This window comes from Mesorhizobium sp. WSM4814, from assembly GCF_055811595.1.
Window position 1 is genome coordinate 96,659 of record NZ_JBVVQT010000017.1, and the last position, 23,017, is coordinate 119,675.

General features: G+C 57.5%; 22 protein-coding genes and 2 pseudogenes. 12 read left to right on the top strand and 12 right to left on the bottom strand.

Features of this window, described 5'->3' with window-relative positions:
* The first annotated feature begins 58 nt into the window (after nucleotides 1–58).
* The 3 genes from AC0L2V_RS23015 to AC0L2V_RS23025 all read left to right on the top strand — a co-directional run bounded on the left by AC0L2V_RS23015 (nucleotide 59) and on the right by AC0L2V_RS23025 (nucleotide 1,969).
* Nucleotides 59–1,402, top strand: coding sequence for an MATE family efflux transporter (locus tag AC0L2V_RS23015; protein ID WP_473521278.1), 1,344 nt, complete (start codon nucleotides 59–61; stop codon nucleotides 1,400–1,402).
* Between the two features lie 118 nt (nucleotides 1,403–1,520).
* The gene (locus tag AC0L2V_RS23020) at nucleotides 1,521–1,793 is read left to right on the top strand and encodes a site-specific integrase (protein WP_473521319.1); all 273 of its coding nucleotides are present in this window, start codon (nucleotides 1,521–1,523) and stop codon (nucleotides 1,791–1,793) included.
* Nucleotides 1,706–1,969: a hypothetical protein gene (locus AC0L2V_RS23025; protein ID WP_473521322.1), complete on the top strand. Its 264-nt coding sequence runs from the start codon at nucleotides 1,706–1,708 to the stop codon at nucleotides 1,967–1,969. Before AC0L2V_RS23020 ends, AC0L2V_RS23025 begins: the two co-directional genes overlap by 88 nt.
* A gap of 540 nt (nucleotides 1,970–2,509) precedes the next feature.
* Here AC0L2V_RS23025 and AC0L2V_RS23030 read toward each other — a convergent pair.
* The 5 genes from AC0L2V_RS23030 to AC0L2V_RS23050 form a co-directional block, all read right to left on the bottom strand.
* Nucleotides 2,510–3,709 carry a M20 aminoacylase family protein gene (locus tag AC0L2V_RS23030; RefSeq protein ID WP_473521279.1) on the bottom strand — a complete coding sequence of 400 codons (1,200 nt, stop codon included), beginning with the start codon at nucleotides 3,707–3,709 and terminating at the stop codon, nucleotides 2,510–2,512.
* Nucleotides 3,710–3,863: 154 nt separating this feature from the next.
* Entirely contained in the window at nucleotides 3,864–4,607 is a 744-nt protein-coding gene (locus tag AC0L2V_RS23035; protein ID WP_473521320.1) for an amino acid ABC transporter ATP-binding protein, read from the bottom strand.
* 125 nt (nucleotides 4,608–4,732) lie between these two features.
* Nucleotides 4,733–5,707: an amino acid ABC transporter permease gene (locus tag AC0L2V_RS23040; protein WP_473521280.1), complete on the bottom strand. Its 975-nt coding sequence runs from the start codon at nucleotides 5,705–5,707 to the stop codon at nucleotides 4,733–4,735.
* A gap of 60 nt (nucleotides 5,708–5,767) precedes the next feature.
* Nucleotides 5,768–6,601 (bottom strand): transporter substrate-binding domain-containing protein, encoded by an 834-nt coding sequence (locus tag AC0L2V_RS23045; RefSeq protein WP_473521281.1) that lies wholly within the window; start codon nucleotides 6,599–6,601, stop codon nucleotides 5,768–5,770.
* A gap of 608 nt (nucleotides 6,602–7,209) precedes the next feature.
* Nucleotides 7,210–7,431 (bottom strand): hypothetical protein, encoded by a 222-nt coding sequence (locus tag AC0L2V_RS23050; protein ID WP_473521282.1) that lies wholly within the window; start codon nucleotides 7,429–7,431, stop codon nucleotides 7,210–7,212.
* Nucleotides 7,432–7,449: 18 nt separating this feature from the next.
* Here AC0L2V_RS23050 and AC0L2V_RS23055 point away from each other — a divergent pair, with 18 nt between their 5' ends.
* Complete coding sequence (locus AC0L2V_RS23055) at nucleotides 7,450–8,013, top strand: transposase (RefSeq protein WP_473521283.1); 564 nt, start codon at nucleotides 7,450–7,452, stop codon at nucleotides 8,011–8,013.
* 38 nt (nucleotides 8,014–8,051) lie between these two features.
* Here the strand turns inward: AC0L2V_RS23055 and AC0L2V_RS23060 are convergent.
* Nucleotides 8,052–9,168 (bottom strand): annotated as a pseudogene (locus AC0L2V_RS23060) (IS630 family transposase).
* Between the two features lie 38 nt (nucleotides 9,169–9,206).
* Here AC0L2V_RS23060 and AC0L2V_RS23065 point away from each other — a divergent pair.
* Nucleotides 9,207–9,511 (top strand): annotated as a pseudogene (locus AC0L2V_RS23065) (LexA family protein).
* Between the two features lie 146 nt (nucleotides 9,512–9,657).
* Nucleotides 9,658–9,861, top strand: coding sequence for a hypothetical protein (locus AC0L2V_RS23070; RefSeq protein ID WP_473521284.1), 204 nt, complete (start codon nucleotides 9,658–9,660; stop codon nucleotides 9,859–9,861).
* Between the two features lie 471 nt (nucleotides 9,862–10,332).
* Here AC0L2V_RS23070 and AC0L2V_RS23075 read toward each other — a convergent pair whose 3' ends face one another.
* The 3 genes from AC0L2V_RS23075 to AC0L2V_RS23085 form a co-directional block, all read right to left on the bottom strand.
* The gene (locus AC0L2V_RS23075) at nucleotides 10,333–11,553 is read right to left on the bottom strand and encodes a M24 family metallopeptidase (protein ID WP_473521285.1); all 1,221 of its coding nucleotides are present in this window, start codon (nucleotides 11,551–11,553) and stop codon (nucleotides 10,333–10,335) included.
* A 67-nt stretch (nucleotides 11,554–11,620) separates the two neighbouring features.
* Nucleotides 11,621–12,790 (bottom strand): M20 aminoacylase family protein, encoded by a 1,170-nt coding sequence (locus AC0L2V_RS23080; RefSeq protein ID WP_473521286.1) that lies wholly within the window; start codon nucleotides 12,788–12,790, stop codon nucleotides 11,621–11,623.
* Nucleotides 12,791–13,323: 533 nt separating this feature from the next.
* A complete protein-coding gene (locus AC0L2V_RS23085) occupies nucleotides 13,324–14,523 on the bottom strand; it encodes a M24 family metallopeptidase (protein ID WP_473521287.1) in 1,200 nt (399 codons plus the stop codon).
* A 595-nt stretch (nucleotides 14,524–15,118) separates the two neighbouring features.
* Here AC0L2V_RS23085 and AC0L2V_RS23090 point away from each other — a divergent pair.
* On the top strand, nucleotides 15,119–15,547 hold the full coding sequence (locus AC0L2V_RS23090) for a transposase (protein ID WP_473521288.1): 429 nt from the start codon (nucleotides 15,119–15,121) through the stop codon (nucleotides 15,545–15,547).
* A gap of 202 nt (nucleotides 15,548–15,749) precedes the next feature.
* On the opposite strand, the gene AC0L2V_RS23095 is transcribed toward AC0L2V_RS23090, so the two are convergent.
* Together AC0L2V_RS23095 and AC0L2V_RS23100 are read right to left on the bottom strand one after the other, a co-directional pair.
* Nucleotides 15,750–16,094 (bottom strand): IS66 family transposase, encoded by a 345-nt coding sequence (locus tag AC0L2V_RS23095; RefSeq protein ID WP_473521289.1) that lies wholly within the window; start codon nucleotides 16,092–16,094, stop codon nucleotides 15,750–15,752.
* 120 nt (nucleotides 16,095–16,214) lie between these two features.
* Complete coding sequence (locus AC0L2V_RS23100) at nucleotides 16,215–16,577, bottom strand: transposase (protein WP_473521290.1); 363 nt, start codon at nucleotides 16,575–16,577, stop codon at nucleotides 16,215–16,217.
* A 535-nt stretch (nucleotides 16,578–17,112) separates the two neighbouring features.
* Between AC0L2V_RS23100 and AC0L2V_RS23105 the strand changes: the two genes are divergently transcribed.
* The 5 genes from AC0L2V_RS23105 (at nucleotide 17,113) to AC0L2V_RS23125 (ending at nucleotide 21,264) form a co-directional block, all read left to right on the top strand.
* Nucleotides 17,113–17,523 (top strand): transposase family protein, encoded by a 411-nt coding sequence (locus AC0L2V_RS23105; protein ID WP_473521291.1) that lies wholly within the window; start codon nucleotides 17,113–17,115, stop codon nucleotides 17,521–17,523.
* A gap of 155 nt (nucleotides 17,524–17,678) precedes the next feature.
* Entirely contained in the window at nucleotides 17,679–18,218 is a 540-nt protein-coding gene (locus AC0L2V_RS23110; protein WP_473521292.1) for a hypothetical protein, read from the top strand.
* 34 nt (nucleotides 18,219–18,252) lie between these two features.
* Complete coding sequence (locus AC0L2V_RS23115; protein ID WP_473521293.1) at nucleotides 18,253–18,717, top strand: Lrp/AsnC family transcriptional regulator; 465 nt, start codon at nucleotides 18,253–18,255, stop codon at nucleotides 18,715–18,717.
* 319 nt (nucleotides 18,718–19,036) lie between these two features.
* A complete protein-coding gene (locus AC0L2V_RS23120; protein ID WP_473521294.1) occupies nucleotides 19,037–19,996 on the top strand; it encodes an aminotransferase class IV in 960 nt (319 codons plus the stop codon).
* Nucleotides 19,997–20,061: 65 nt separating this feature from the next.
* Nucleotides 20,062–21,264 carry a glycine C-acetyltransferase gene (locus AC0L2V_RS23125; RefSeq protein WP_473521295.1) on the top strand — a complete coding sequence of 401 codons (1,203 nt, stop codon included), beginning with the start codon at nucleotides 20,062–20,064 and terminating at the stop codon, nucleotides 21,262–21,264.
* Between the two features lie 320 nt (nucleotides 21,265–21,584).
* Here AC0L2V_RS23125 and hisD read toward each other — a convergent pair whose 3' ends face one another.
* Entirely contained in the window at nucleotides 21,585–22,889 is a 1,305-nt protein-coding gene (gene hisD, locus AC0L2V_RS23130; RefSeq protein WP_473521296.1) for a histidinol dehydrogenase, read from the bottom strand.
* Nucleotides 22,890–23,017 lie beyond the last annotated feature (128 nt).

Genomic DNA, 23,017 nt, shown 5'->3' on the forward strand with positions numbered 1-23,017 from the left:
GGGCTGTGTGCCATCCCGCTGGCAAACAAGAGTTCGCAACAGATCAGTAGGAGTCGACGTGCAACGGAAAGCGCCGCCCCTCGGCTCCAGGTCACTCCAGGTCACCAACCGGCAGGTCCTGGCGATCGCCATTCCCATGGCGCTCGCATGCCTCACTACCCCGCTGATCGGCTTCGTCGACACGATCGTAGTCGGCCAAATCGGGGATGCCCGGTTGATTGGAGGTCTTGCGGCCGGGGGCGTAGTTTTCGACGTCATCTTAACGAGTTTTAGTTTCCTGCTCTCCGGTACGACCGCATTCGTCGCACAAGCTTTCGGGAGGGGCAATGTTCTGGAAGCGAGGGCCGCCTTCTGGCGGGCATTTGCTATAGCGGTGAGTTCAGGCTTGGCATTAGTCGTGCTCGCCCCGCTGATTGCCCTGATCGGCGAATGGTTTATGAATGCAGAAAAGCCCGTGACCACCGCAATGGACCTCTACATCCGCATCCGCCTAGTCTCGGCGCCTGCCTCTCTTATCAACTATTCGATTCTCGGCTACTTTCTGGGCTGCGGCAATGCAGCCCTCGGACTTATCCTGCAGCTTTTTTTAAACGGGGTGAGTACCGCGTCATCCATCTTCCTGGGTCTTTACCTCGGGTGGGGCGTTGCGGGCGTCGCTTGGGGAACCTTGTGTGGAGAGGCCGCCGCCACGATCGCCGGCATGACCATCCTCTTAGGGCGCTTCCGCGCGATGCCAAAAGTTTCGCGCCAGCCCACGTTCAACATGCTGGCAATGAAGCGAATGCTTCGCCTCAACGGCGACATGATGATCCGTTCCTTCGTGCTGACGGGGGCATACGTCCTGTTCGCGCGGCAGGGCGCCCAATTTGGCACGTTGACCTTGGCCGCCAACGCAGTGCTGATGCATTTTTTCATAGTCGCGTGTTATTTCCTCGAGGGGTTCGCGACGGCCGCCCAGCAACTCGCCGGTCGGGCCATTGGAGCCCGTGATCAGCGGGCGTTCTTGCGCACGGTAAAGCTGACCGCAGGCTGGGGATTTGCGCTTGCTGGCCTTACTAGCGTCTTACTCTTCACGTTCGGCGAACAGTTACTGAGCGTCATAACGAAGACAGCAGACGTGCGTGCGGAGGCGGTTATCTATCTACCTTGGGCGGCGTTCGGGAGTTTGAGCGCCGCCCTGGCTATGCAGATGAACGCCATCTTCATCGGCGCCACCTGGTCGCGTGACATACGCAACATGATGCTCCTATCTTTCGCCGCCTTTATCGCTGCCTTGTTCGCGTTCGGGCTGATCTTCGGCAACCACGGGCTCTGGGCTGCCCTTCACATTTTTCTGCTTGTGCGTGGCATAAGCTTGCTGTCGGTCATGTGGCGCCGTGTCCGCTCTGCGTTCGCGGGATGATTGTCGATCGGCTACCTAGCAATATCGGAGCTTGGTTGCCGGGAGCTGGATAGGCGCATGAGAGGGTGGTGTGCTGCGGATCGGCGGCGATACAGCGACGGCGGACTATGCGGTTCTGATGGTGCTGGCCAAGTTTGGCCTCCGCGACAGCGAGATCGCGGCCCTCTGTGTTGATGACATTGACCCGCGGTCAGGCAAGATCCTCGGCCATGGCAAGGGGCGGCGACAAGCGACGATGCCGCTACGCCCAGACGTCGGCATAGCTATCGTCGCTTACATTCGGAATGGGCCACCAGCTTCACCGTGCCGCCGCACAAGAGCGAACTGTGCCTGCTCTTCGTCACCGGCGGCCTCGATCTGTTCAGCCTCTTCGAACCCCAGCAGCAACTGATCCTCGAGGAGCGTCTCAGCTCTTCGGCCGAGGCGATGGCGGCTGATCTCGTCGAGGTGAAGCTGCATGGCCGCAGGGTCGGCGCGCCGAGCCGAGTTCGGCAAAGCGGCAAAGACGGTGCGGATGGCATGGGCGACGGCCTCGAGTCGTTTAGAGATGATCTCTGCCCAGCGTGATTGTCCGGCCTCATCAGAGATGAGGTCATTTCGGATCTCGATGAGAACATGCGGAAGCCCCCGTTGCTCCCGTGCACAGGTATCGCATAGTCGCCGAGTTCATCGATCTGTGTAAGGTTCGTTGAGGGCAACCTCAATGTTCGTATATTCTGCCCTCACTTCCGCGAACATCGCCTTTGTTGTCCCGTCACTGACCTCGGGGATGCTGTCAATGGCTTGAAGGGCAAGCCGACTATAGCGCTGGATATGCAACGGTGCCTCAAAGGGCAGCGGAGAGTTTCCATGCAACTGCCTTTGCGCCAACATCATAGGCTATGTGACGCTCCATTTTCGCTCCGTTCTATTCCGAGGTCCGATAGACAAGCCGGCAGCGCTTTCCCGGCGTGCATGCACATCAGAAAAAATGGTCCACTTTGCTTGGCGCCCCCGATTTTGTGCGGCGACGGGTCGATATCGGTCAGGTCAAAGCCGGATTGCTGATGTTTTAACATCTCAGCATTTGTATTCTTTGGGTCTTGTCATCTTATGAAGCGCAATGATTTAGGTCGATGACTTCAGCCACTGGAGCGCCAATTCCGCCCAATAGGTCGATCCAATCGTAAGCATTTCGTCGTTAAAGTCGTAACTCGCATTGTGGAGCTCACATGGACCGGAACCATGCCCACTAGCGCGGTGTTCACCGGATCCAATGCCGAGATAAGCGTAAGCGCCGGGACGAGCCTGCAGCATGTAGGCGAAATCTTCGACGCCCATGTCCAGTTCGATATCGGTATCAACACCGGCTTCGCCAACTATCGACTTCATCACTTCAGCAGCAAACCTCGTCTCGTCCGGCGTGTTGACCGTAGGAGGGCAGCCGTGCACGAATTCGTAATCAAGTTGGCAGTCATGCGCCGCGCAAAGTCCCTTAACGACTGTCTTCATTCTCGACGCTATCACATCAAGGATAGGCGTGCTTTCAGCACGTACGATCCCGGCGATGGTCGCAACTTCGGGGATTATGTTCGTTGCACCGCCATTGGCGTCAAATTGCGTGACGGAAAACACAGCTGTATCGACCGGCTTCTTGTTGCGCGTGATTATTCCTTGCAGCGCACTTACAATCTGGACGCCGACGAATAACGGATCTTTGCCAAGATGAGGAGCGGCCGCGTGCGAACCAACGCCTGTCAGGCGAATACGAAACTCGCCGCTCGCCGCCATGGTCGTGCCGGCCCGCACACCGAACTTTCCAGCGGGCAGTCCGGGCTCGTTGTGCAATCCAAATACCGCATCAACCGGGAAACGCTCGAAAAGGCCCTCATCGACCATTACCTTTGCGCCCCCCCCCGCTTCCTCGGCAGGAGAGAAAATGAACACCACGGTACCGTCGAAGTTACGTGCTCGCGCTAGATAACGCGCTGCACCGAGGAGCATTGCCATGTGCCCGTCGTGGCCGCACGCATGCATCTTGCCGGGATACTGTGAACGATGTTCGAAATCATTGCGTTCCTGGATGGGCAACGCGTCCATATCTGCTCGGATACCGATAGCCCGTTTACCGTTTCCAACTTTAAGGACCCCGACCACTCCCGTCCGACCCAACCCTCTATATACCTCGATGCCCCAGCCGGCCAAAGTTTTAGCAATAAGATCGCCGGTTTCCTTTTCTTGAAAGCTGAGTTCTGGATGAGCATGCATCCAGCGCCTCATTGACTGCATTTCCTGCTGTGAATGCGCAATTTCTGGGATGATTTTCATAGGTTAACCTTCGATTCATCGGTCTCGCACAGAGCTCGTCATTTTCTGGAACTCTGCTGCTGTCTGCGCGTCGAAATAGCTCGCACGCAACTTCGACCGCCGCGCCAGGGCTACGCGCTGCCAAAACCTTACCGCGGCTCGTCGAGAAGACCGATCAGTGCTTCAGTATCTGACTGAGGAAGAGTTTTGTCCTGTCGTGCCGCGGATTGGTGAAGAAGTCGTTTGGTTTACCCTCTTCAACGATCTGGCCCCAATCCATGAAGATAACCCGATCGGAGACAGCGCGGGCAAAGCCCATCTCGTGGGTGACGCAGACCATGGTCATGCCGTCGCGCGCCAAACTTGTCATGGTTTCGAGAACTTCCGACACCATCTCCGGATCGAGTGCCGAGGTAGGCTCGTCGAACAACATGACCGCAGGTTCCATGCATAGAGAGCGGGCTATTGCCACGCGCTGCTGCTGTCCTCCGGAGAGTTGAACCGGGTATTTGTTCGCCTGTTCTGGAATGCGCACGCGCTCGAGGAACTTTAGCGCGGTCTTCTTGGCCTCGGCTTCGGGCACGCCCTTGATCCACATTGGCCCGGCCATGCAGTTCATCAGCACGGTCATGTGGGGGAAGAGATTGAAGTGCTGAAAAACCATACCAACATTCTTGCGAACTTCAGTCACGTTGCGCATTTTGTTGTGTAATCTGATCCCGTTGACGGTGATCTCGCCTTCCTGATGCGCTTCGAGCCGGTTGAAGCAGCGGATAAGCGTCGACTTCCCGGATCCGGAGGGGCCGCAAATAACGATGCGTTCGCCTTTGCGGACAGTGAGGTTGACATCAGTCAATGCTTTGAAGGTGCCGTACCATTTGGAGACGTTCGTTGCTTCGATAATGTTGTCCGCACTCATTGGCACCTGCTTCGGACTGGAAGACTCCTGGGATGAAAGTAGCTGCACGTTCGGTATGTTGCCCATCACTTGCGAAGGGCTGCCTCCACCAAAGCCACCTTCCAGCTGACCTATATTGATAGCGTTCATCGCACCTTACTCCTTCCGAAGTGACGCTCAAGCCGCGATTGAACAACCTCGAGGCAGGCAGACATGATCCAGTAGATGATCGAGGCTGTGATCAGCATCTCCATGTGATGGAAGGTCGGCTGACCGAGGGTGCGAGCAAGAAACGTCAGTTCCCAGACGCCAAGAACGGACACAAGCGAGCTGTCTTTCAACATTGAGATAAAAGTGTTTCCCATAGGCGGAATAATGACCGGCAGTGCCTGCGGCAAGATGATCCTGCGCATGGTAAGGCCGAAGCTGAACCCCATCGATCGTGACGCTTCCCATTGGCCGCGGTCGATGCTCTGGATACCCGCGCGGAAGATTTCCGTCATATAGGCTCCCACGCAAAGCGACAGTGCCAATATGCCGGAAGGAACTGCATCGATGACGATACCCAGTTGCGGTAACCCGAGGTAGACTAGGTAAATCTGCATGAGAAGCGGCAGACCGCGAAAAAACGATGTGTAAAAATTGGCGATCGCGTAGGCGAAACCATTGCTCGAAAGCTTTGCGATAGCCGCAATAATCGCGATGAGTGATGCGCATATAATTGAAACCGCCGAAACATAGATCGTGGTCACCACCCCCTGCGTGATCAGGTATGGTAGATTCTGCCAGATGAACGGCATGCTCAGGTTAAATGCCTTGAAGAAGAAAAAGAACAGGGCTAGCAGCTCGACCCATACAATGCCGATCTGCGCCCTCAACGGAGCAAACCCGATTAAAACGATGTTGATGCAGAACATGACTGCGATCACGAATGCGATCGCGACACGGCCATAGATTCCGCTTTGCATCGGGTCGCCGATAACCGGCCGCATGAGTTCGCCGAAGGTGGTGCCCGTAAGGTTGACCACAAGAAAGACCGCGAGCACGACGGCAAAAACCGTGGCAACAAACCATGGCTTATGGACAAGCACCTCGGATTCGACCGTATCCTGATAAAGCATAAGAAGTCTCTCATAAGGGGGCAGCCCGGGCAGAGTCCAAGCCGCCTGGAGTTCGCAGCCTCACTGTTGCTTGGAATAATCGACTCCATACCACTTCATTGAAAGCTTGGAGAGCGTGCCGTCGTCCTCCATTTGCTTGACGGCCGCTGCGATCTTAGCGCTGAATTCCTTGTCGCCACGCTGAATTGCTATATCTCCAGGCGAATTAAACAGCGCTGGCTCCAGAATCCTCAAAGGATAACCGGCCTTTATCGCATCGAGCGCTATAGGTGTGTCTGCGATCACAGCGTCAAGGCGCACCCCATCGCCAAGTCGAAGGTCATCAAATGCAACGTTGCTCGTTCCGTAGGTTTTCACCTGAGCAGGCTTGAATTGATATGTAATAGGGTCGGCGTTCAGCCAACCTGGCTTGAAATTGTGATTGGCATACGCTTCTCCCGTGACGCCTGCTGTTACGCCGACCACCTTCCCCTCCAGGTCGGAAGGCTTCGTTGCCTTGCTGTCCTTGTGAACGACCGCCGAAGTGGGCCCCCAAATGTAGGTAGCAGGGAAGTCTATCCTTTCGGCCCGTTCCTTCGTCGGCGTCATCTGTCCCATGGCGACATCCCAACGGCCGTCCCACTTGCCTGCAGCGATGAGATCCCAGCCCGGCGTCACAAATTTGATATTAACCCCGAGTGACGCGGCAATCTGTTTGGCGATAGCCACGTCATAACCAGCGAACTCATGGTTTTCGTCCAAATGCGAGCCCGGCCCCCAGTCCGCACCTACGGCGACCGTTAAGGTTTTCGTCCGCTGCACTCGGTCAAGTACTTCACCCGCTGTTGCGGCGCCGGTCCAAGCGGCAATGGTAAATGCGGCGGCAAACGCCGCCGTCCCCAGTCGTTTTAGCATCGATCGTTCCCTTCTTGATACGCTGGCCAACGCGTATTCGGGACGTCGCAGCCCAAGACGCCGCACGTTGACCGTACTGCCGTTTGCCGAAGCCGTTTATGTTATAAAATTTCAGCAACTCATGTCGTCGAGGCGCTTTTCTCCTTATCGTTGTACTGTACGCTCGCTTCTGCCAGAGAGTTTCCTTGCTCGCACCAGTTGTTTTCTGGTCCGGCACAGCTTTTTTGAGCACCTAATCTATGAAACTTGGTGAAGCACGATACAACTGCAAACTTAGCTGGCTTGTGAAACGTGTGAACCATTTTTGACGCCGTTCTGAAATGCGGCCCGAGCTAGGTTTGAAATAACCGCGCTGGTGAAAATGTATGTCGGTGGTGCGGCCATCCCACGAAGCCGCATCGCACTAGAGCACGTCCTGTGATCGACGAATCGATTGTGATGTGTCGGCGGCCTTGGCAGGTGATTCAACATCCACTTTGGTGACGTGGATGATGGGAAGATCACCGAGCGAGGATCTCCGGCTGCGGGTCCTGAAGGCGTCTGACGCGGGCATATCGGCCCGGCAGGCTGCCGCGCGGTTTTGGGGTCGGGATATCGAGTGCGATCCGCTAGATCGCGCGGGCGAAGATCGGCGAACTGGCGCCGCGGCCGCAAGGCCGCCGCCGCGCGTCCAGCCTCGATGCGCATGAAGCCTTCATCGTCGGGCTGATCGATGAGCGCAAGGACATCATGTTGAACGAGATGGTGGAGTGGCTGGAAGGCGAGCGGTCGGTGCGGATCAGCCGCAGCGCCTTGAGCGCATGGCTTCGCGGCCACGGGTGGACGTTCAAAAAAAGTCCGCACACGCATTGAAGCAGGGCCGCCCCGACATCCTGAAGCGCCGGCGCCTGTTCGACGGCCAACTCGATCTCGATCCGGCAAAGCTCGTCTTCATTGACGAGACCGGGCTGTCGACCAAGATGGCCCCGTCTTGCGGGGGCGTGCGCCATGCGGTGCGCGCTGCCGGGCCGGCGTGCCGCACCGACCACCTTCACCGGCGCGCTGAGGTTGACGGGTATGACCGCACCATCGTCTACGACGGTGCCATGAACGGCAGTGTGTTCCTTGCCTATGTCGATCAGGTCCTGGTCCCGACCCTCGCGCCGGGCAACGTCGTCGTGATGGACAACCTGCCGGCGCACAAGGGGGCAGGCGTGCGAGCGGCAATCGAACAGGTCGGCGCCAAGCTCTTGTTCCTGCCGCCGTACTCGCCCGACTTCAATCCGATCGAAAACGCCTTCTCAAAACTCAAGGCTGTCATGCGCGCCAAAGCCGAGAGAACCATCAACGCCCTGTGGGACGCCGTCGGTTCGATCCTCGACCAGTTCACACCCAGACGAATGCGCAAACTACTTCAAGGCCGCAGAATATGACCCAAATTAAACAGGATGTGCTCTAGCCTAGTACCGTTTCACAATGATTGTGACTCTTTGACTGCCTGAGGATAGGCGCGGCCATCTTGGCTCGGGCCTTATCGGCTGTGAACATCCATTTGATTTGGGCGCCGGCGGCATTTCGCTGGTGTTCCCATGCGGCGATCTCGCTGATTAGGCGCTTGGCGTCGTCAATACCTCGTCTAGGCACTGGCCGTTAAGGACGCCGATTTCGATCTCGACCATGCTGAGCCAGCTGGCGTGCTTGGGCGTGTAGTGGAACTACAGACGGCGCAGGATGCGGCGGGCCTCGGTGGGCGGGAAGGCTTAGTAGAGGGCACCGGCCGAGTGGGTCGACAAGTTGTCCTGGACGACGCGAATGCAGGTGGCCTCGGGCGACGATGTCGCGCATGCAATGGGCATAATCTCGTGCCGTGCGCCGTTGGATGACTTTGACCTTTCGCCAAGGCCGGTTCACGTCGAGAAAGACGAAGCGATTGACCGTGCCGTTGCGGCGGTATTCGTAGTCGTAGCGTTCGAGCTGGCCCGGCGCGGCCGGGATGGGCTGACGGACCTCGCCGATGAGCTGCACCGGGGTTTCGTCGAAGCAGATCACCGGGCGCTCTGGATCGGGCGCTTCGGCATAGAGATCGAGCACGTCTTCCATGCGCGCCACGTACTCGCCATTGACCTCGGGAATGCACCACATGTCCCTGCGCCAAGGCTTGAGGCCGTTCTCGGCCAGCCGGCGGCGCACCGTCTCGTGCGACAGGCTGGCATGATCGGTGAGCCTTACCATGGCATCGGCCAGCAGCTCCAACGTCCAGCGCGCGCGGCCCGCCGGCGGGTTCGCGCACGCAGTCGCCACCAGCAAGGCTTCCTGTTTGCCGGTCAGCTTGCGCTCGGCTCCAGGGCGCGGCTCCTCGCTCAGCGCGTATTCCAGATTACGTTCCACAAAGCGTCGCTTGGTTCGATAGACGGTCGAGTCGCCCACCGCCACGACCCGCGCAATCTCCTCGTCGCTACTGCCCGCATCGGCTGCAAGCAGATTTGGGCTCGTTTGAGCTTGCGGGCGGCATGCCTGCCTCCGTTCAGCAGCGCGCTCAGCTCGTCGCGTTCGGCTTGGCTCAGCTCGACCCGGTAACGTATGTTCATCGCAGCCTCCTCGTTGGAGGCTCAGGACGAATCGACAGATGAGTCAAAGATCAGGCGCTGCGCACCGGTCCATCGACCAGGGCTTCACCGAAAAGCAAGGCCAGTACCTGGCCTTTATCTCTACACCTATTCGCACATGTTCCGACGCCCACCCGCCGAAGCCGATCTCCAACGCCATTTTCGGGTCAGCCCGCCATCGGTCCACCAGATGATCATGACCCTCGAACGAAATGGGCTCATTCGCCGTCAATCCGGCATATCCCGAAGCATCGAAATCCTCGTCCCGCCCCAAAAGCTGCCCATCTTGCAATGGCTCGAAATTAACCAGTCACAATCACTGTGAAACGGTACTAGGAGCAAAGAGTGTAGGCCACGCTAGAGACGAGTCATACCAGAGGCTCTGAGGGCTGACCCTCTACCTAGGTGGCGAGCGTCGAGGCTCATAGTGGAGACGATGCTCCCCGGCATGAGCGGGATGGTTGAAGGCCAATGTCGAAAGCCATCGCCGGTAAGCCTTTCGCCAGGCCGTCCACGCTCATGCTTGCGCCCGTGACGCAGAAGAAATCCTTGAAGATGTTGGCGCGCTCGCGTCACCACCTGTCGCACGACGCTGCGCAGCCGGATCAGGTCGCGCATGGCTTCATGATCGGCGTCGGGCAACCCAGACGGGCGTCAACTCACCAGCCCGGTTGAGGCGGGCGAGCAGGGTGGCATCGCGGCGGTTCGTCGTCACCCGATCGCCAGGCTTCCGCGGAATCAGCGTCGGCGCCACCAAGTCGCACCGATGGCCGAGGCGCGTGACTTGGCGATGAACGCCATAGCCTCACGGGCCGGCCTCATAACAAAACGGCAGCGGCTTGGCGGACCGCCCGAGACGGTCGCACAGCTTGCTGATGGCATCAGCAGCATTGGCAATCTCGCCGAGATATTCCACTGCGCCGGAGTGTCCGCTCTCCGCAATCGCGACCGAGATCCGTTCCTTGTGGATATCCGAGCCGACAATCTGATATGGTCCATATGGCCCTCTCCTATGCATGAGGCTCTGCGCCGGCCAGCCGGCTTAACCCTCGTACCTTTGCACATTGGATGAAGGGCCGCCCTCAGGCCCAGCGACATTTTGAGGGACCGCCAACGTCGTGGACAGCAGCCGTGGCCTATAATCGGCTACTCAATGACGGGCATTTCTCGGTGAGCCCGCGAGGTAAGCAGTTGCGGCCCGTTTTCGGTCACTAATATAACCTCTTCGTGAAGCATTAGCTTTGAAGAACCATCAAAATAAGAGGGATAGGCTATACTGGGCTCGATATTGATGATCATGCCTGGCTTGAGCATCGTGTTGTCATCCTGCTGAACAGAAGGTAGCTCTGGCATCCAGAGACCCATGGAGTGTCCCATACGGCCGATAGTGGTGCGCTTTCCCCGTTTTGTCGAATGAGATAGGGCATCGGACATTGCAGCCCACACATTACAGATTGGAACACCTTGCTGCGCAGCAGCAATTCCTACTTCTGTCGCTTCCCAAACCGCCCGGTAGGCATCCTGTGTATGCGGATCAGCTTCTCCGAAAGAAAAGTTGCGGTTGAAGTCGCTCCAATAAAAATTAAACAAACAGCCAGCATCAATGAAAAGCACATCCCCACCAGACAGCACTTTATCCGTCGGCTCACCGTAGCATCGCGAATATCCTCCACGGCCTGAAGCACTGTCGATCTTTGGAGTTTTATCTGCACCGTGAATAAAGCATCCTAGTTCGAAAAGGCGGCAAGCCTCTCGCTCGGTGATTCCAAGGTGCAACTGCTGAGCCAAATTGTCAAAGACCTTGGAAACAATTCTACATACAGTTCTGATGCGATCAATTTCCCTCTCTGACTTAATCATTCGCAATGGGGTCAGAATTGGTCCTGATGCATCGGCAAATATCCGGGGCCTTATTGCTTCGCTCAAACGTAAAAAGTCTCCTCCAGGCATTCCAAGTCTGCTTTCTGGGCCAAGCTCGATCCCGATCCGGGCATTTTCTGGCGCCAGTTCATTTAAGAGCTTCGCAACTTCGGAGACGCCTTCATCTTTCGGATTCGGACCCGGCCAAGTGCGGAAATCTCTTATCCAGGTGGTCTCCCTGAAAAATTCATCTAGACCAGTTGGAACAATTGCTATCGCCTCACCAGACTGCAGGAGCAACAAAAAGCGCGGTCGCGTAGTCTGAATGGGAGTGGTGCTGGTGTCGTCAACAAAATAGCGGAAGTTATGTTCGGACGTGACGAGAAGCGCGTCAAAAGCATGCTGCTTCATTAACTGCCGCGCATTCAGGATCCGGTTTTTACACTCAATACGCGGAAACGGGGCGCGCGGGATGGTTGTAATGCCAGAACAATGTGGATTGGGCATGAATTCTCCTGCAAACTTACTTGGCAATCTAGAATGTCGACGATTCACGATTCGGCTCAGGTTCCTCTCAAACCGGCAACACTGTCTCTACCAGGCTGAGCCAGAACCCGATGCCATAGGCAAGGGCCTCATCGTCAAAATCATAAGCCGGATTGTGTAGAGAAGGCGATGATCCATTTCCAAGAAAGATCATCGCCCCCGGTCGCGCCTCAAGCATATAGGCGAAATCCTCTGCGCCCATACTCATCCTGACCTTGTCGTCCACTGATGCGGCTCCCACCAGTTTACGAGCCGCCGTGGTCGCAAAATTTGTCTCTTTAGCGTGATTGAAAGTAACCGGAACGGATCGGCGATACGTGAACTCGATATCGGCGCCGAATCCACGCGCAATGCCCTGAGCGGAAGCAAACACCTCTCGCTCGGCAAAATCTCTGAGCTCGGATGAAAGCGCCCTAACAGTTCCAGCGATTTCAACTTTATCGGGAATGACATTGTAGGCTTCTGCGGCCTTCAACTTTGTCACTGAGATCACGAGGGAGTCCATAGGATCAGTCTTGCGCGAGACCAGTGTCTGGAGGCCCATGATGATCTGTGCTGCAACAACCACAGGATCTATAGTTCGGCTTGGCGAAGCCGCATGACCACCCCTCCCCTTTACGATTATGTCGAAGTCATCTTGCGACGCCATGATGGGACCAGCGGAAATTGCGAATGTGCCGATCTCCACCCCTGGCCTGTTGTGCATGCCGAAGACCTGGGAGATGTTGAAACGATCCATGATCCCCTCTAGGACCATTTTCAGCCCCCCCGATGGCAGCTCAACCTCTTCGGCGGGCTGGAAGATCAGAGCAACGGAGCCTTTGAAGTTGCGCGTTCTTGACAAATGTTTCGCGGCGCCTAGCAACATGGCCGTGTGCCCGTCATGGCCGCATGCATGCATTCGGCCCGGCTTTTTTGATGCCCAGGGCTTGCCTGAAGCCTCAACAATTGGCAAGGCATCCATGTCAGCCCTCAACCCCACAGTCGGCCCGTCGCCACCTTTACCCTGGACAATCGCTACTATGCCCGTCTCGGCAATCCCCTTCTCGATATGATCGATGCCAAACGAGGCTAATTTCTCCGCAACAAATTGTGCTGTGTTATGTAGCCGGTAATCGAGTTCAGGATGTTGATGAAGGTACCGGCGCCATTCGGTTGCTTCGTGATGCAGTTCCGGGAAAATTTCAAAGCTTGTCATTCTGTATTTATCCATATTTGGAGTTTTCTGCCGGACCGTTTTGATGCAAAGTTCAGCGCCATTCTGCTCGGACATGGGCAAAAGGAATCAATGGACCCCTACTTTGAGTGATATCTTACGAGGGAAAAATAATCTCGTTTTGGTCAGCATAAATCAATATACTGCATTATGGCGAGGGATTTACACCAAACTGCGTTTCCTGTTGAAACATCAGCTACAGCAAAGGATGAGTTTTGAATTGTCTTCAGCGTTTAAGGCGCCTGGATCGGTCGTCAGATCAGCTGCCTGAGAAGCTGATGGAGATAGAGGGTGGGGCGGCGGCCACCGGCTCCGCCTGTGGCGAGAAGAGGCGTTGTCACGTTGTTTAAAATGTTGGCCACGTGGGGAGCCGTGAGTGCACGGCCCGCCTGAAAAGCGCGGTGCTGGCCCACATTTTAAACAACGTGTTAACGCCCGCAAATCTCCTCATCCAGCCAGATCAGCGCAGAGCCGCGCTTGCGTAGCGCGGTGTTGCAACTGGACATCGTCCGCAGTCAGGTCAAGCTGAGCGGCGTAGCAGACAACCGTTCGCAACCGGTGTCGGTTACAATAAATGGCTCGCCCAAGCACAACTCCGTAGTCATGTTGCCTACTTGTTTGACAGCCCAATAGGAAACTAAGAAGAAAGTCATGTTTCGTTCAAACACATGGCGGTCGCTTTCCATGATGCGCAGGGTGTCCAGCCAAGTGGGAGGGTAACCAATTCCCGTGCCGTAGCCACTATGGGTTCCCGGCTTGTACAGCTCAAAATGCTTGAGTACGCGATTGATCTCACGGGCCGCGTCTGCCGTAGAAACCCCCGGTCGTATCATAGAAACTGCAGCTTCCTGAGCTTGGATAAGGTCGTCGAACGTCTTTTGAACTTTCGCTGTCGGCTCGCCACCAACCCACCGCGTCTGTACACCAACTGCATGATATCTGTAGCGTGAACCGCCGGGTTCGATTGTCACTGCCTCATTGGGCGAAATGCGGCGATCCACGGCGTGGCCATGGGTCCATGAAGGCAAGCGAGGTCCGCTTGCGAACGGAGGAACGATGGCCGGCACGTGACCGCCCGCCCTGAACATGCCGGTGAGCGCTGCAGCAAGAACCTCGGTTTCAAGCACGCCCGGACGCAGCGCCTCGAACGCGCCTGCGTAAGCAGCATCGAGTACTTTTCCCGCTTCCCGCATATAGACCACTTCAGCGTCCGATTTGCGAATCCTCAGTTCAGTTATCACGTCAGAAGCGTCGACCAACGACGGCAATGCTTCGTTCAGCCGTTTATGGTAGAAGGGCAAGAGAGCATGCGTTTTTAGCTCGATACCTATGCGCTTACCAGGCCCTAAGACGCCGCGTTCCCGAAGCAAATCGACAGTGATCGCAATCGGGTCGTTCGCGGAATCGTCTTTCCACGTCCGAACATCCCCAACGTATGGGAGTCCGTGGACCATATGTTCATCAGCGGTACGAACAAATACCGTAATCTCTGGACCGTCGGCAGTCAGGATCGCAGTCTGGTAGATCCAGTAGCCTGTCTGCTCATAACCAAAGAGGTAAAACATGCTTTCTTGATGAAATATCAGGAGAGCGTCGAGCTTCTCCTCGACTAACCGCTTGCGCACGGCATTAATCCGCTGCCGGTATTCGCCATTCGTGAACGGCAGCGGCATACCTATCATCGACGAGGTCTCTTCCGGTACAAATCCTGTCATTGAGTTCTCCCATAGTAGATCAAATCTCCAGTACCCGCGCGCGAAAAAATGCGAGATGAAGAGACGATAAGAGGTCCTCCGCCGCTGGGAAAGCTAGCTAGCGCTGGCTGGTCATAATATTCACCGCCAATGACTCACGCCGTGCACCGTCGCCTCGACGGCGTAGACCGTGGCGATCTGGCCGCACGGCGGCTTCGGCGATCGGGGACTTAGTGTTGCGCCAGCTTCACAAAACGCCGGCGCAGATGGCTCCAGCAATGGACGAGCATCCCGGTCCAACTTGCACAAACTGTCCGCCGAAACCTTACAGGAAGCGTTTAGCATGGTCGCCGCCGCGCCCTGGCGCATAGTTGAACAGCACGATGGGCAGGCCTTGGCCACCATGGCCGCGGGGTCATCGGAAGCGATCGTCCAGAAGAAGCCCCTTCTTCTCGCCCCCGCGCGGTGCTTCTGGCCCATGGTCGGGACAAGACTCTGTTCGACGAAATCACCCGCCAGCTGAAGGCCAAAGCGATCCGTGTGAAGACGTGAGGATGATGAAGATGTCATTGGGTCAAGCATAAGAGCCGGCCAGCGGTTCATGGTTTCCAGGCCTATGTCGGCGCCGACGCTGACACAGCTCTGGTCGAGGAGATCGCCGTCACGCCTCCCAAACATCAACGATGGTAAGGCCGGTCCTGATGCTCTGCCGGACGATCCCGGCGAGGTGTTTGCCGATAGCGCTTGTCGAGGCAACCATTTCGACGACGCGGTGCGCACCAAGGGTGCGACGCCACGCATCGTCGCCACCGGTATGTGGGGACGGGATGAAGCCGAAACACTGGCGCGTCTTGAGGCCTCGAACCAACCGATCCACCGCATTTATGGCCGGATCGAGAAGATTTTCGGTACCTGGAAACGAAGCTACGGCCTTCGCCGGATGCGATGGCGAGGGCTTGCAAAGGCATGCGTTCAAATTCGCCTCATTGCCATCGCTTACATTACGATGAAACGCAGTTTGAAGTTTATCGTCATCGCTGGATAATGACAAAAACACCATTGACGCCCACACGAGAGCGCCAGAAGACACAGCCGACCATGTCAGCGCTGACATGGTTTCCCCCTTACGCTGAAGCCGATAGATCAACAAAATCAACGCAAGATTGCTTCCCGCGAACAAGCCTCCATTATACCAACGGTCCTGGTTGCTGACTCTTTCGTGATTTGTGAGCGCCTCATCGATCGCCTCACGGATGTGAGCTTGACGTTTTCCGGAATCGCCAGGGCATGAGATCCTCGATCTCGCTCTGGGGGTGGCCGTTGATGATGGCGTCGAGGGTTTCGGCGAGGGAGGCGACGTGATTGACGTCGTTGAGCATGCAGGTGGCCACGATGGATGAGAGCAGCGCCCAGTTTTCGGCCCCGATCTCATTGCCAGCAAACAGAGCATTTTTTTCGGTCAAGCATATGGCGTTTTCGACTGGGTTGGTGTCGAGTTCCATGTGGCCATCGTCCAGGAAACGGGTCAGCCCCTGCCAGTGAGCAAGCCCATAACGTATGTCTTCGGCCAGTCCAGAGCCCGAGGAGATCATCGGTAGCTGCTTTCGAACCATAATTCCAGGGCCGCGATGACCGGCGCGGAATGCTCCCGTCGGGCGCAAGTCGGACTTAAGGCGATGCGGGCTTTTCGAGAAACGCACGAAAGCGTTCGCTCAGGTGTCGGCTCTTGAGCCGAGAACCCGCAGAACCGGTAGGAACGATCCTCTGTCGTCCAGCGCCTCGGCAAGCTTGACGTCGGACAAGTCGTACCAGACTGTAAGCAGCATCGCCTTGAACAAGGCCATTGGCGGCCAGGCAGGCTCGCCGTTCGCAGAGCAGGAAACACAAAGGGAAAGGACTTGATCGGTCCGCACCCAGTCGCTCAGTCTGGCAAGCTCATCCAAAGACGAATGCTGGCCGCGATCAATATCCGCTCGCTGACCAAGGTGTATCGGGTCGCTTAGCGTTACTGGCGCAAGATGCTGTGCAGTCTGGGACGCCTTCCTCCAGGTCAAAGAGCGGACCCACCACTGCATCCGAAACTGTGGCTCCCATACGGGGGCTGCAGGGCACTTGCGGTGCTGTGAGGCAACTGCCGAAAAGCGTGGTGCGGTAGCTCCGCACGCCACGTTCTGTGGGAACCGGGGGCGGGCGACCGCCTTCGGTGACCCGTCGAAAGCCGAATGGCTGAGCTACTCGACCAGGACCGCCATGAGTGCACGGCCTGTCTGAACAGCGCGGTGTCGGCCATACGCGGCCACAATTTCAAATAACGTGACAACGCCCTCCAAGAGCCTCGCGCCTGGCTACGAACCGCATGGTTGATGGCGCCTCCGGGTCATGAGAAACACGCAACTCGAAGAATCCGAGGAAACTTTTGGGCAAAACACGCATTCGGGTGAAAAGAACGATTGCGTCTCCATGACGATCGCAATCATGGCACCCTTTGAATGCAGGGGAATCGCATATGGCGATTTTGGGGTTGAGTTTAGGCTGAGAAAGGATTCTTTGGAGAGGCAGTTGAGCGAAGGAGCGACTGCCATTTCCTGCCTTTAGAGCTACTTTGGCGCGGTGCCTGATCCACGCGCGCCCAACGCCACGCACCGGCTTGGCGACCTGATCGTGATGATGATCGCGGCAAGCCTGTGCGGCGCCAGCAATGCGACGGAATTTGCCCTGTTTGCGCAGGAGCGCAAACAGGCGCTGTCGCGGCTGATCGACTATGACGCAGCCCCCAGCCACGACACCTTCTCGCGGCTGCTGCGCCTGCTCGACCCGGAGGCCTTCGGTCGCGCCTTCGCTGCCTTTGCGGCAGCTTTCGCCCGAGCCAGCCGAGAGACGCCCGAGGTGGTGTCGCTTGACGGCAAGGCTTTGCGGCGGGCCTATGAGAAGGGGCTTGGCAGCCAGTCCGCCGTTGACGGTGTCGGCCTTCGCCGACGGGACCCGGCTGTGTCTGGCGGCAGTCTCGCCGAGCGATGGTAAGAACGAAGTCGAGGCCGCGCTCAAAGTCATCGAACTCATTGATCTACGGGCCGATTGGTCACCGCCGACGCGCTCCATTGCCACACCCGCATGGCTGCGGCCATTACCCAAAGAGGTGGCGATTACCTGGTTGCGCTGAAGGGCAATCGTCGTCATTGGCTGCGCCGTGCCAACTGCAACTGGCCGATGCCACCCCTTCCATTGCCGAGCGCACCGAGACCAGCCACGGCCGCAACGAGTGGCGGCAAGCCGAGATCGTATCGGCGGCCGAGCCGCTGATGCCCGGCCACCGGGCCTTCATCCGCATCACCAGCCAACGCGACAAGGCCAAGCCGTTGATGCGTCTGTTCATGGCCTCCACGCTTCTGTCGCCGCAGCAGGCGCTCGACCTCACCAGAGCTCATTGGCAGATCGAGAACGGCCTGCATGGATGCTCGATGTACATTTCGATGAGGATCTCAGCCGTGCCCGCAAGGACAATGCTCCCGCCAACACAGCCCTCCTCAAGCGCCTCGCCAGAAACATCCTTAAAGCCGCTGATGCTCCCAACGTTCCTATCAGCCATCGCATCAAGAAATCCGCCTGGAATGACGACTACCTCATCAATGCCATCACTCATGTGCGATAGCCCTGCCTTTGAATGGGGTAGCGTTTCATTGAGCGTCGATATTGCAACGAGCGTTTCGGATCGCTAAAGCCTGATTGTCGTTTCGCCTCTAGGGTATTGGGATGATAGATGACCTTGACCGGCGGATACTCGGCACCCTTCAAAAGAACAACAGGTTGTCGTTCGCCGAGCTTGCGGATCTTGTGGGTTCGTCTGCTGCCTCATGCATGCGCCGCGTCAATAAGTTACGCGCCGACGGCGTTATCACCGCTGATATCTCCCTAGTCGACCCTAAAGCGCTCGGGAAGTCGCTGACCGTGGTGGTAGCGGTGGAGCTCGATCGCGAGCGTTTGGATCTTGTCGATGACTTCAGACGAGCAATGAGGGCGGCAAAAGAAGTCACTCAATGCTATATGGTGACAGGTGATGCTGACTTCGTTCTTATTGTACTCGTCGAGGACGTCGAGGCCTTTGACGTTTTTGTAAAGACCAAACTCTATACAAATCCCAATGTTCGCAAGTTCAAGAGCATGATTGCGCTGGACCGCGTAAAGTTCGAGCCCAGGGTACTAACGTCGCCCTTTTAAGGCTGAATGTTTGCGCCACTCCCATCCCGTTTTTGAAACGTGCATTGCGGCCGGGGAGGCACTTTGATCGCGATCAGTGCATCGAAGTCTGCGATCTAATTGCATCACCGGGTGACCGGCGGCCGGCCGCGAAAGGGCTTACGGCCCCGCTCAAGGGGTAATCGATCGCGCTGACGACATTGGCACGCGCGGCGTGCTGGCGGTCCGAGGTGAGCCAACATTCGAACTGCTGAGATGGGGCCGCTTGGCGGTTTCGCGGCGGCAAACTCGTGACCGGGTGTGCGGAGCGCCTGGAGTGCAAGATTTGGAGGATCCGGGAATGACACTTGCTGCAGCCGAACCTGGAACGGCTCTCCCAACCATAGAACAACGCCACCGGGATCAACGGCATTATCCTCACGGCGTAGCCTTCATGGATGGTCAGTACCTGCCGATGTCCGAAGCCAAGGTGTCCGTTCTGGACTGGGGCTTTCTGCACTCCGACGCCACCTACGATACCGTTCATGTATGGGACGGGAGGTTCTTCAGGCTGGACCTGCATCTGGACCGCTTCTTCCGCGGAATGGAAAAGCTCCGCATGAAGGTTCCCTACAGCCGCAGTGAGATCGAAAAGATCCTGTCGACCTGCGTGGCGCTCTCCGGACACAAGTCGGCGTATGTCGAAATGATCTGCACGCGAGGCGGCTCACCCAACTTTAGCCGTGACCCGCGCCAGTCGGAGAATAGGTTCATCGCATTCGCGGTGCCTTTCGGGTCGGTCGCCAACAAGGAGCAACTTGAGCGCGGCCTGCATGTCGCCATCAGCAACACCGTTCGGATCCCGCCCAAATCAATTGATCCGACCATCAAGAACTATCACTGGCTCGATTTGGTGAAGGGCCTGTTCGATGCATACGACAACGGTGCCGAAACTGCATTGATTGTCGACATTAACGACAACATTGCCGAAGGGCCTGGTTTCAACGTTTTCACCCTGAAAGACGGCCGCTTGAAGACACCGGCTTTTGGCGTCCTCGCAGGCATTACCCGGCAGACCGTTTTTGATCTTTGCGACGAACTGGGCCTGTCCGTCAGCGCCGGCGACATTGATCGCAACGAGCTGAAGGGCGCCGATGAGGTTTTCATCACGTCTACTGCGGGCGGAATCATGCCGGTGTCCAAGATAGACGAGACCGTTGTTGGCGACGGCAAGGTTGGCTCTCTAACACGCCAGCTGACAGACCTGTATTGGGAGAAGCATGCCGATCCGGCATGGTCGATCGCGGTAGATTACAGATAGTGCCGCGACATATATCGAGTGCTCCTCCCCAGCGCGGGGGAGTCTGTGCTGCCGTGAGTCTGCCGATGACCGACGCTTTTATTTCTCATCTCTCGAACGAACTCGCCGGCCTGAAGGCGGAGGGCCTGTACAAATCAGAGCGCCTCATCTCGTCGACGCAGTCGGCGCAGATCGAGGTGGGCGGCGAAAAGGTGCTGAATTTCTGCGCCAACAACTATCTAGGGCTCGCAGACAGCGCCGAATTGCGCGACGCGGCCAAGCAGGCGCTTGACCGCTACGGGTACGGCATGGCGTCGGTGCGTTTCATCTGCGGCACGCAGGAAGAGCACAAGCAGCTCGAGGCGACGATTTCTGGGTTTCTCGGCATGGAGGACACGATCCTCTACGGCTCCTGCTTCGACGCCAATGGCGGTCTGTTCGAGACGCTGCTCGGCGAGGAGGATGCGGTCATTTCCGACGCGCTGAACCATGCCTCGATCATCGACGGCGTGCGGCTGTCGAAGGCGAAGCGTTTCCGTTACGCCAACAACGACATGGCCGATCTGGAAGCGCGGCTGAAGGAGGCGATGGATTGCCGTTTTCGGCTGATCGCCACCGATGGTGTATTTTCCATGGACGGCATCATCGCCAATCTGAAGGGCGTCTGCGATCTCGCCGACAAGTACGATGCAATGGTGATGGTCGACGACAGCCATGCAGTCGGCTTCGTCGGCAAGAACGGCCGAGGCTCGGCTGAGCATTGCGGCGTCGAGGGCCGGGTGGACATCATCACCGGCACGCTCGGCAAGGCACTCGGCGGCGCGTCGGGCGGCTACACATCGGGCAAGCGCCAGGTGGTCGACTGGTTGCGCCAGCGCTCGCGTCCTTATCTGTTTTCCAACACGCTGATGCCGGCGATCGCCGGCGCCTCGATCCGGGTTTTCGAGCTGATCAAAAACGGCGACGGTCTGCGCAACAGGCTCTATGCCAATGCGGCGCGGTTTCGCTCCGAGATGGGCAAGCTCGGTTTCACGCTGGCCGGCGCCGACCATCCGATCATCCCGGTGATGCTGGGCGACGCAGCCCTTGCGCAAGAGATGGCCGCACGCATGCTGAAGCGCGGCATCTATGTCGTTGGCTTTACCTTCCCGGTTGTGCCCAAGGGCCAGACACGCATTCGCACGCAGATGTCAGCGTCGCATTCCACTGCGGACATTGACCGTGCGGTTGAGGCGTTTGCGGCGGTAGCAAGGGAACTTTCGATCACATTCGTTGGGCGCCGGCAGTGATCATCCGTCGTGATGCAAGGCGGGGGTTGCAGGTTGCGGTCGGCGGGTTCGATTCGGGGCGTGTGCGCCCCGCCGGGTGCTATCACATTGGTTAAGCGGTAAGGAAATTGAAGTAGCAGCGCGCCCATGACCGTGAGTGCACCGGCCTACAAGAACCACCGCTATCCGATCGAATCGTAGCCCGTGCTTGTCTGGCTATACTTCCGCTTTAATCTGAGCCCGCGGGATGTCGAGGAAATGCTGCGACCCGTCTACGCCAAATCAGAATTTGCCGGAACCTTCTGCAGGACTTCGATGTGCAAATCGGACGCTGTCATGGCTCAACCAACTGAGGTCAGCTGCTTTGGGCCAAGGCGCAACGCAGCTGCGCGGCGGTGGCCTTCCAGCTTTTCGGTCGCGCTCTGGCGGACAGCGGCCGGGGCGACGGCGGCAACGCCGCGCTCATCCAGCCACTGATGGGTGGCAATTTTCACGTAGGAGCCGACCCAGAGACCGCCGGTGTAACGGCCTGCTGCCATAGTAGGTAGGGTGTGATTCGTGCCGCAGCACTTGTCCGAATAGACGACGCTGGCCAGTTCGCCTATGAATAGCGAGCCGTAGTTCCGAAGCTTCTTGGCGGTTGCCTGTGGGTCGCGAGTGTGGACCTGCAGATGCTCCGTTGCGATATAATCCGAATAGGCAATCATCGCGTCTTCGTCTTCGACGACGGTAATCTCGCCATAATCCTTCCAAGCAACGCCTGCGACCGGCGCCGTGGGCAGGTCTTCCAACTGCCTTTCGACTTCCTTGAGAACGTCTTCAGCAAGCTGGCGGTCAGTCGTCACGAGCCCAACACGGGCGCGGACGTCGTGCTCGGCCTGCGCCAATAGATCGATCGCGATGGTTGCTGCATTGCCGGTTTCGTCGGCGACGATGAAGATCTCGCTCGGGCCAGCGAGCTGGTCGATTCCGACCTGGCCGAACACCTGGCGTTTTGCTTCGTTGACGAAGGCGTTTCCCGGGCCGACGATCTTGTCGACTGCCGGAATCGTCTCAGTGCCGAAGGCCATTGCGGCAATTGCCTGGGCACCGCCAACGCGGAAAATGCGGTCCGCACCAGCAAGGTGGCAGCCGGCGATCATCGCTGAATGGGCGTTTGGCGGTAGACAGGCGATTACCTGGTCACAGCCTGCGACCTTGGCCGGTACGATGGTCATGACTGGAGCTGACAGAAGCGGATAGCGACCGCCCGGCACATAGCAGCCGACAGTCTCAATCGGAATTACGCGGTGACCGAGGTGAAGACCGGGGAGGCTCTCGACTTCAAGCGGTAAAATGGTACCCAATTGAGCTTCGGCGAAGCGGCGGACGTTGGCTATGGCAAATTCGGTATCTTCTCGGGTCTGCGGATTGAGATCGGCGACAGCTTTCTTCTTCTCCGCCTCGGTGACTTCGAAGTTCGTGACGTCAGCCTTGTCGAAGGCAAGCGAATATTCGCGAACCGCAGAGTCTCCGCGCTCACGGACGTTCCCAATAATCTCCCCTACGGTTTTCTCGACTGGGGCCGAGTCTGAGACAGCGTCTCGGGTCGGCTTCTTGATGTGGGTGAATTTGTCTTTCTTCAGGCCTTCGAGACGTGACGACATCAAAACCTCCTTTCGTGCGATGATGGACGCCAGCATCGTGCAACAAAAGCAGTCCCACAATTGCCCAGCGAGCGCTCGTTCAATATACTCACCAGCCGGTCAGCTATCCGGGTCATCTTGGTATCGTT

Excerpts from the sequence above, each read along its gene's own strand:
- AC0L2V_RS23125 (WP_473521295.1), top strand. The coding sequence starts at position 20,062 with ATGACCGACGCTTTTATTTCTCATCTCTCGAACGAACTCGCCGGCCTG.
- hisD (WP_473521296.1), bottom strand. The coding sequence starts at position 22,889 with ATGTCGTCACGTCTCGAAGGCCTGAAGAAAGACAAATTCACCCACATC.
- AC0L2V_RS23040 (WP_473521280.1), bottom strand. The coding sequence starts at position 5,707 with ATGCTTTATCAGGATACGGTCGAATCCGAGGTGCTTGTCCATAAGCCA.
- AC0L2V_RS23120 (WP_473521294.1), top strand. The coding sequence starts at position 19,037 with ATGACACTTGCTGCAGCCGAACCTGGAACGGCTCTCCCAACCATAGAA.
- AC0L2V_RS23085 (WP_473521287.1), bottom strand. The coding sequence starts at position 14,523 with ATGACAGGATTTGTACCGGAAGAGACCTCGTCGATGATAGGTATGCCG.
- AC0L2V_RS23100 (WP_473521290.1), bottom strand. The coding sequence starts at position 16,577 with ATGCAGTGGTGGGTCCGCTCTTTGACCTGGAGGAAGGCGTCCCAGACT.
- AC0L2V_RS23035 (WP_473521320.1), bottom strand. The coding sequence starts at position 4,607 with ATGAGTGCGGACAACATTATCGAAGCAACGAACGTCTCCAAATGGTAC.
- AC0L2V_RS23045 (WP_473521281.1), bottom strand. The coding sequence starts at position 6,601 with ATGCTAAAACGACTGGGGACGGCGGCGTTTGCCGCCGCATTTACCATT.
- AC0L2V_RS23080 (WP_473521286.1), bottom strand. The coding sequence starts at position 12,790 with ATGACAAGCTTTGAAATTTTCCCGGAACTGCATCACGAAGCAACCGAA.
- AC0L2V_RS23090 (WP_473521288.1), top strand. The coding sequence starts at position 15,119 with ATGTCGGCGCCGACGCTGACACAGCTCTGGTCGAGGAGATCGCCGTCA.
- AC0L2V_RS23030 (WP_473521279.1), bottom strand. The coding sequence starts at position 3,709 with ATGAAAATCATCCCAGAAATTGCGCATTCACAGCAGGAAATGCAGTCA.
- AC0L2V_RS23075 (WP_473521285.1), bottom strand. The coding sequence starts at position 11,553 with ATGCCCAATCCACATTGTTCTGGCATTACAACCATCCCGCGCGCCCCG.
- AC0L2V_RS23095 (WP_473521289.1), bottom strand. The coding sequence starts at position 16,094 with ATGATCTCCTCGGGCTCTGGACTGGCCGAAGACATACGTTATGGGCTT.
- AC0L2V_RS23020 (WP_473521319.1), top strand. The coding sequence starts at position 1,521 with ATGGTGCTGGCCAAGTTTGGCCTCCGCGACAGCGAGATCGCGGCCCTC.
- AC0L2V_RS23070 (WP_473521284.1), top strand. The coding sequence starts at position 9,658 with ATGTCGAAAGCCATCGCCGGTAAGCCTTTCGCCAGGCCGTCCACGCTC.
- AC0L2V_RS23115 (WP_473521293.1), top strand. The coding sequence starts at position 18,253 with ATGATAGATGACCTTGACCGGCGGATACTCGGCACCCTTCAAAAGAAC.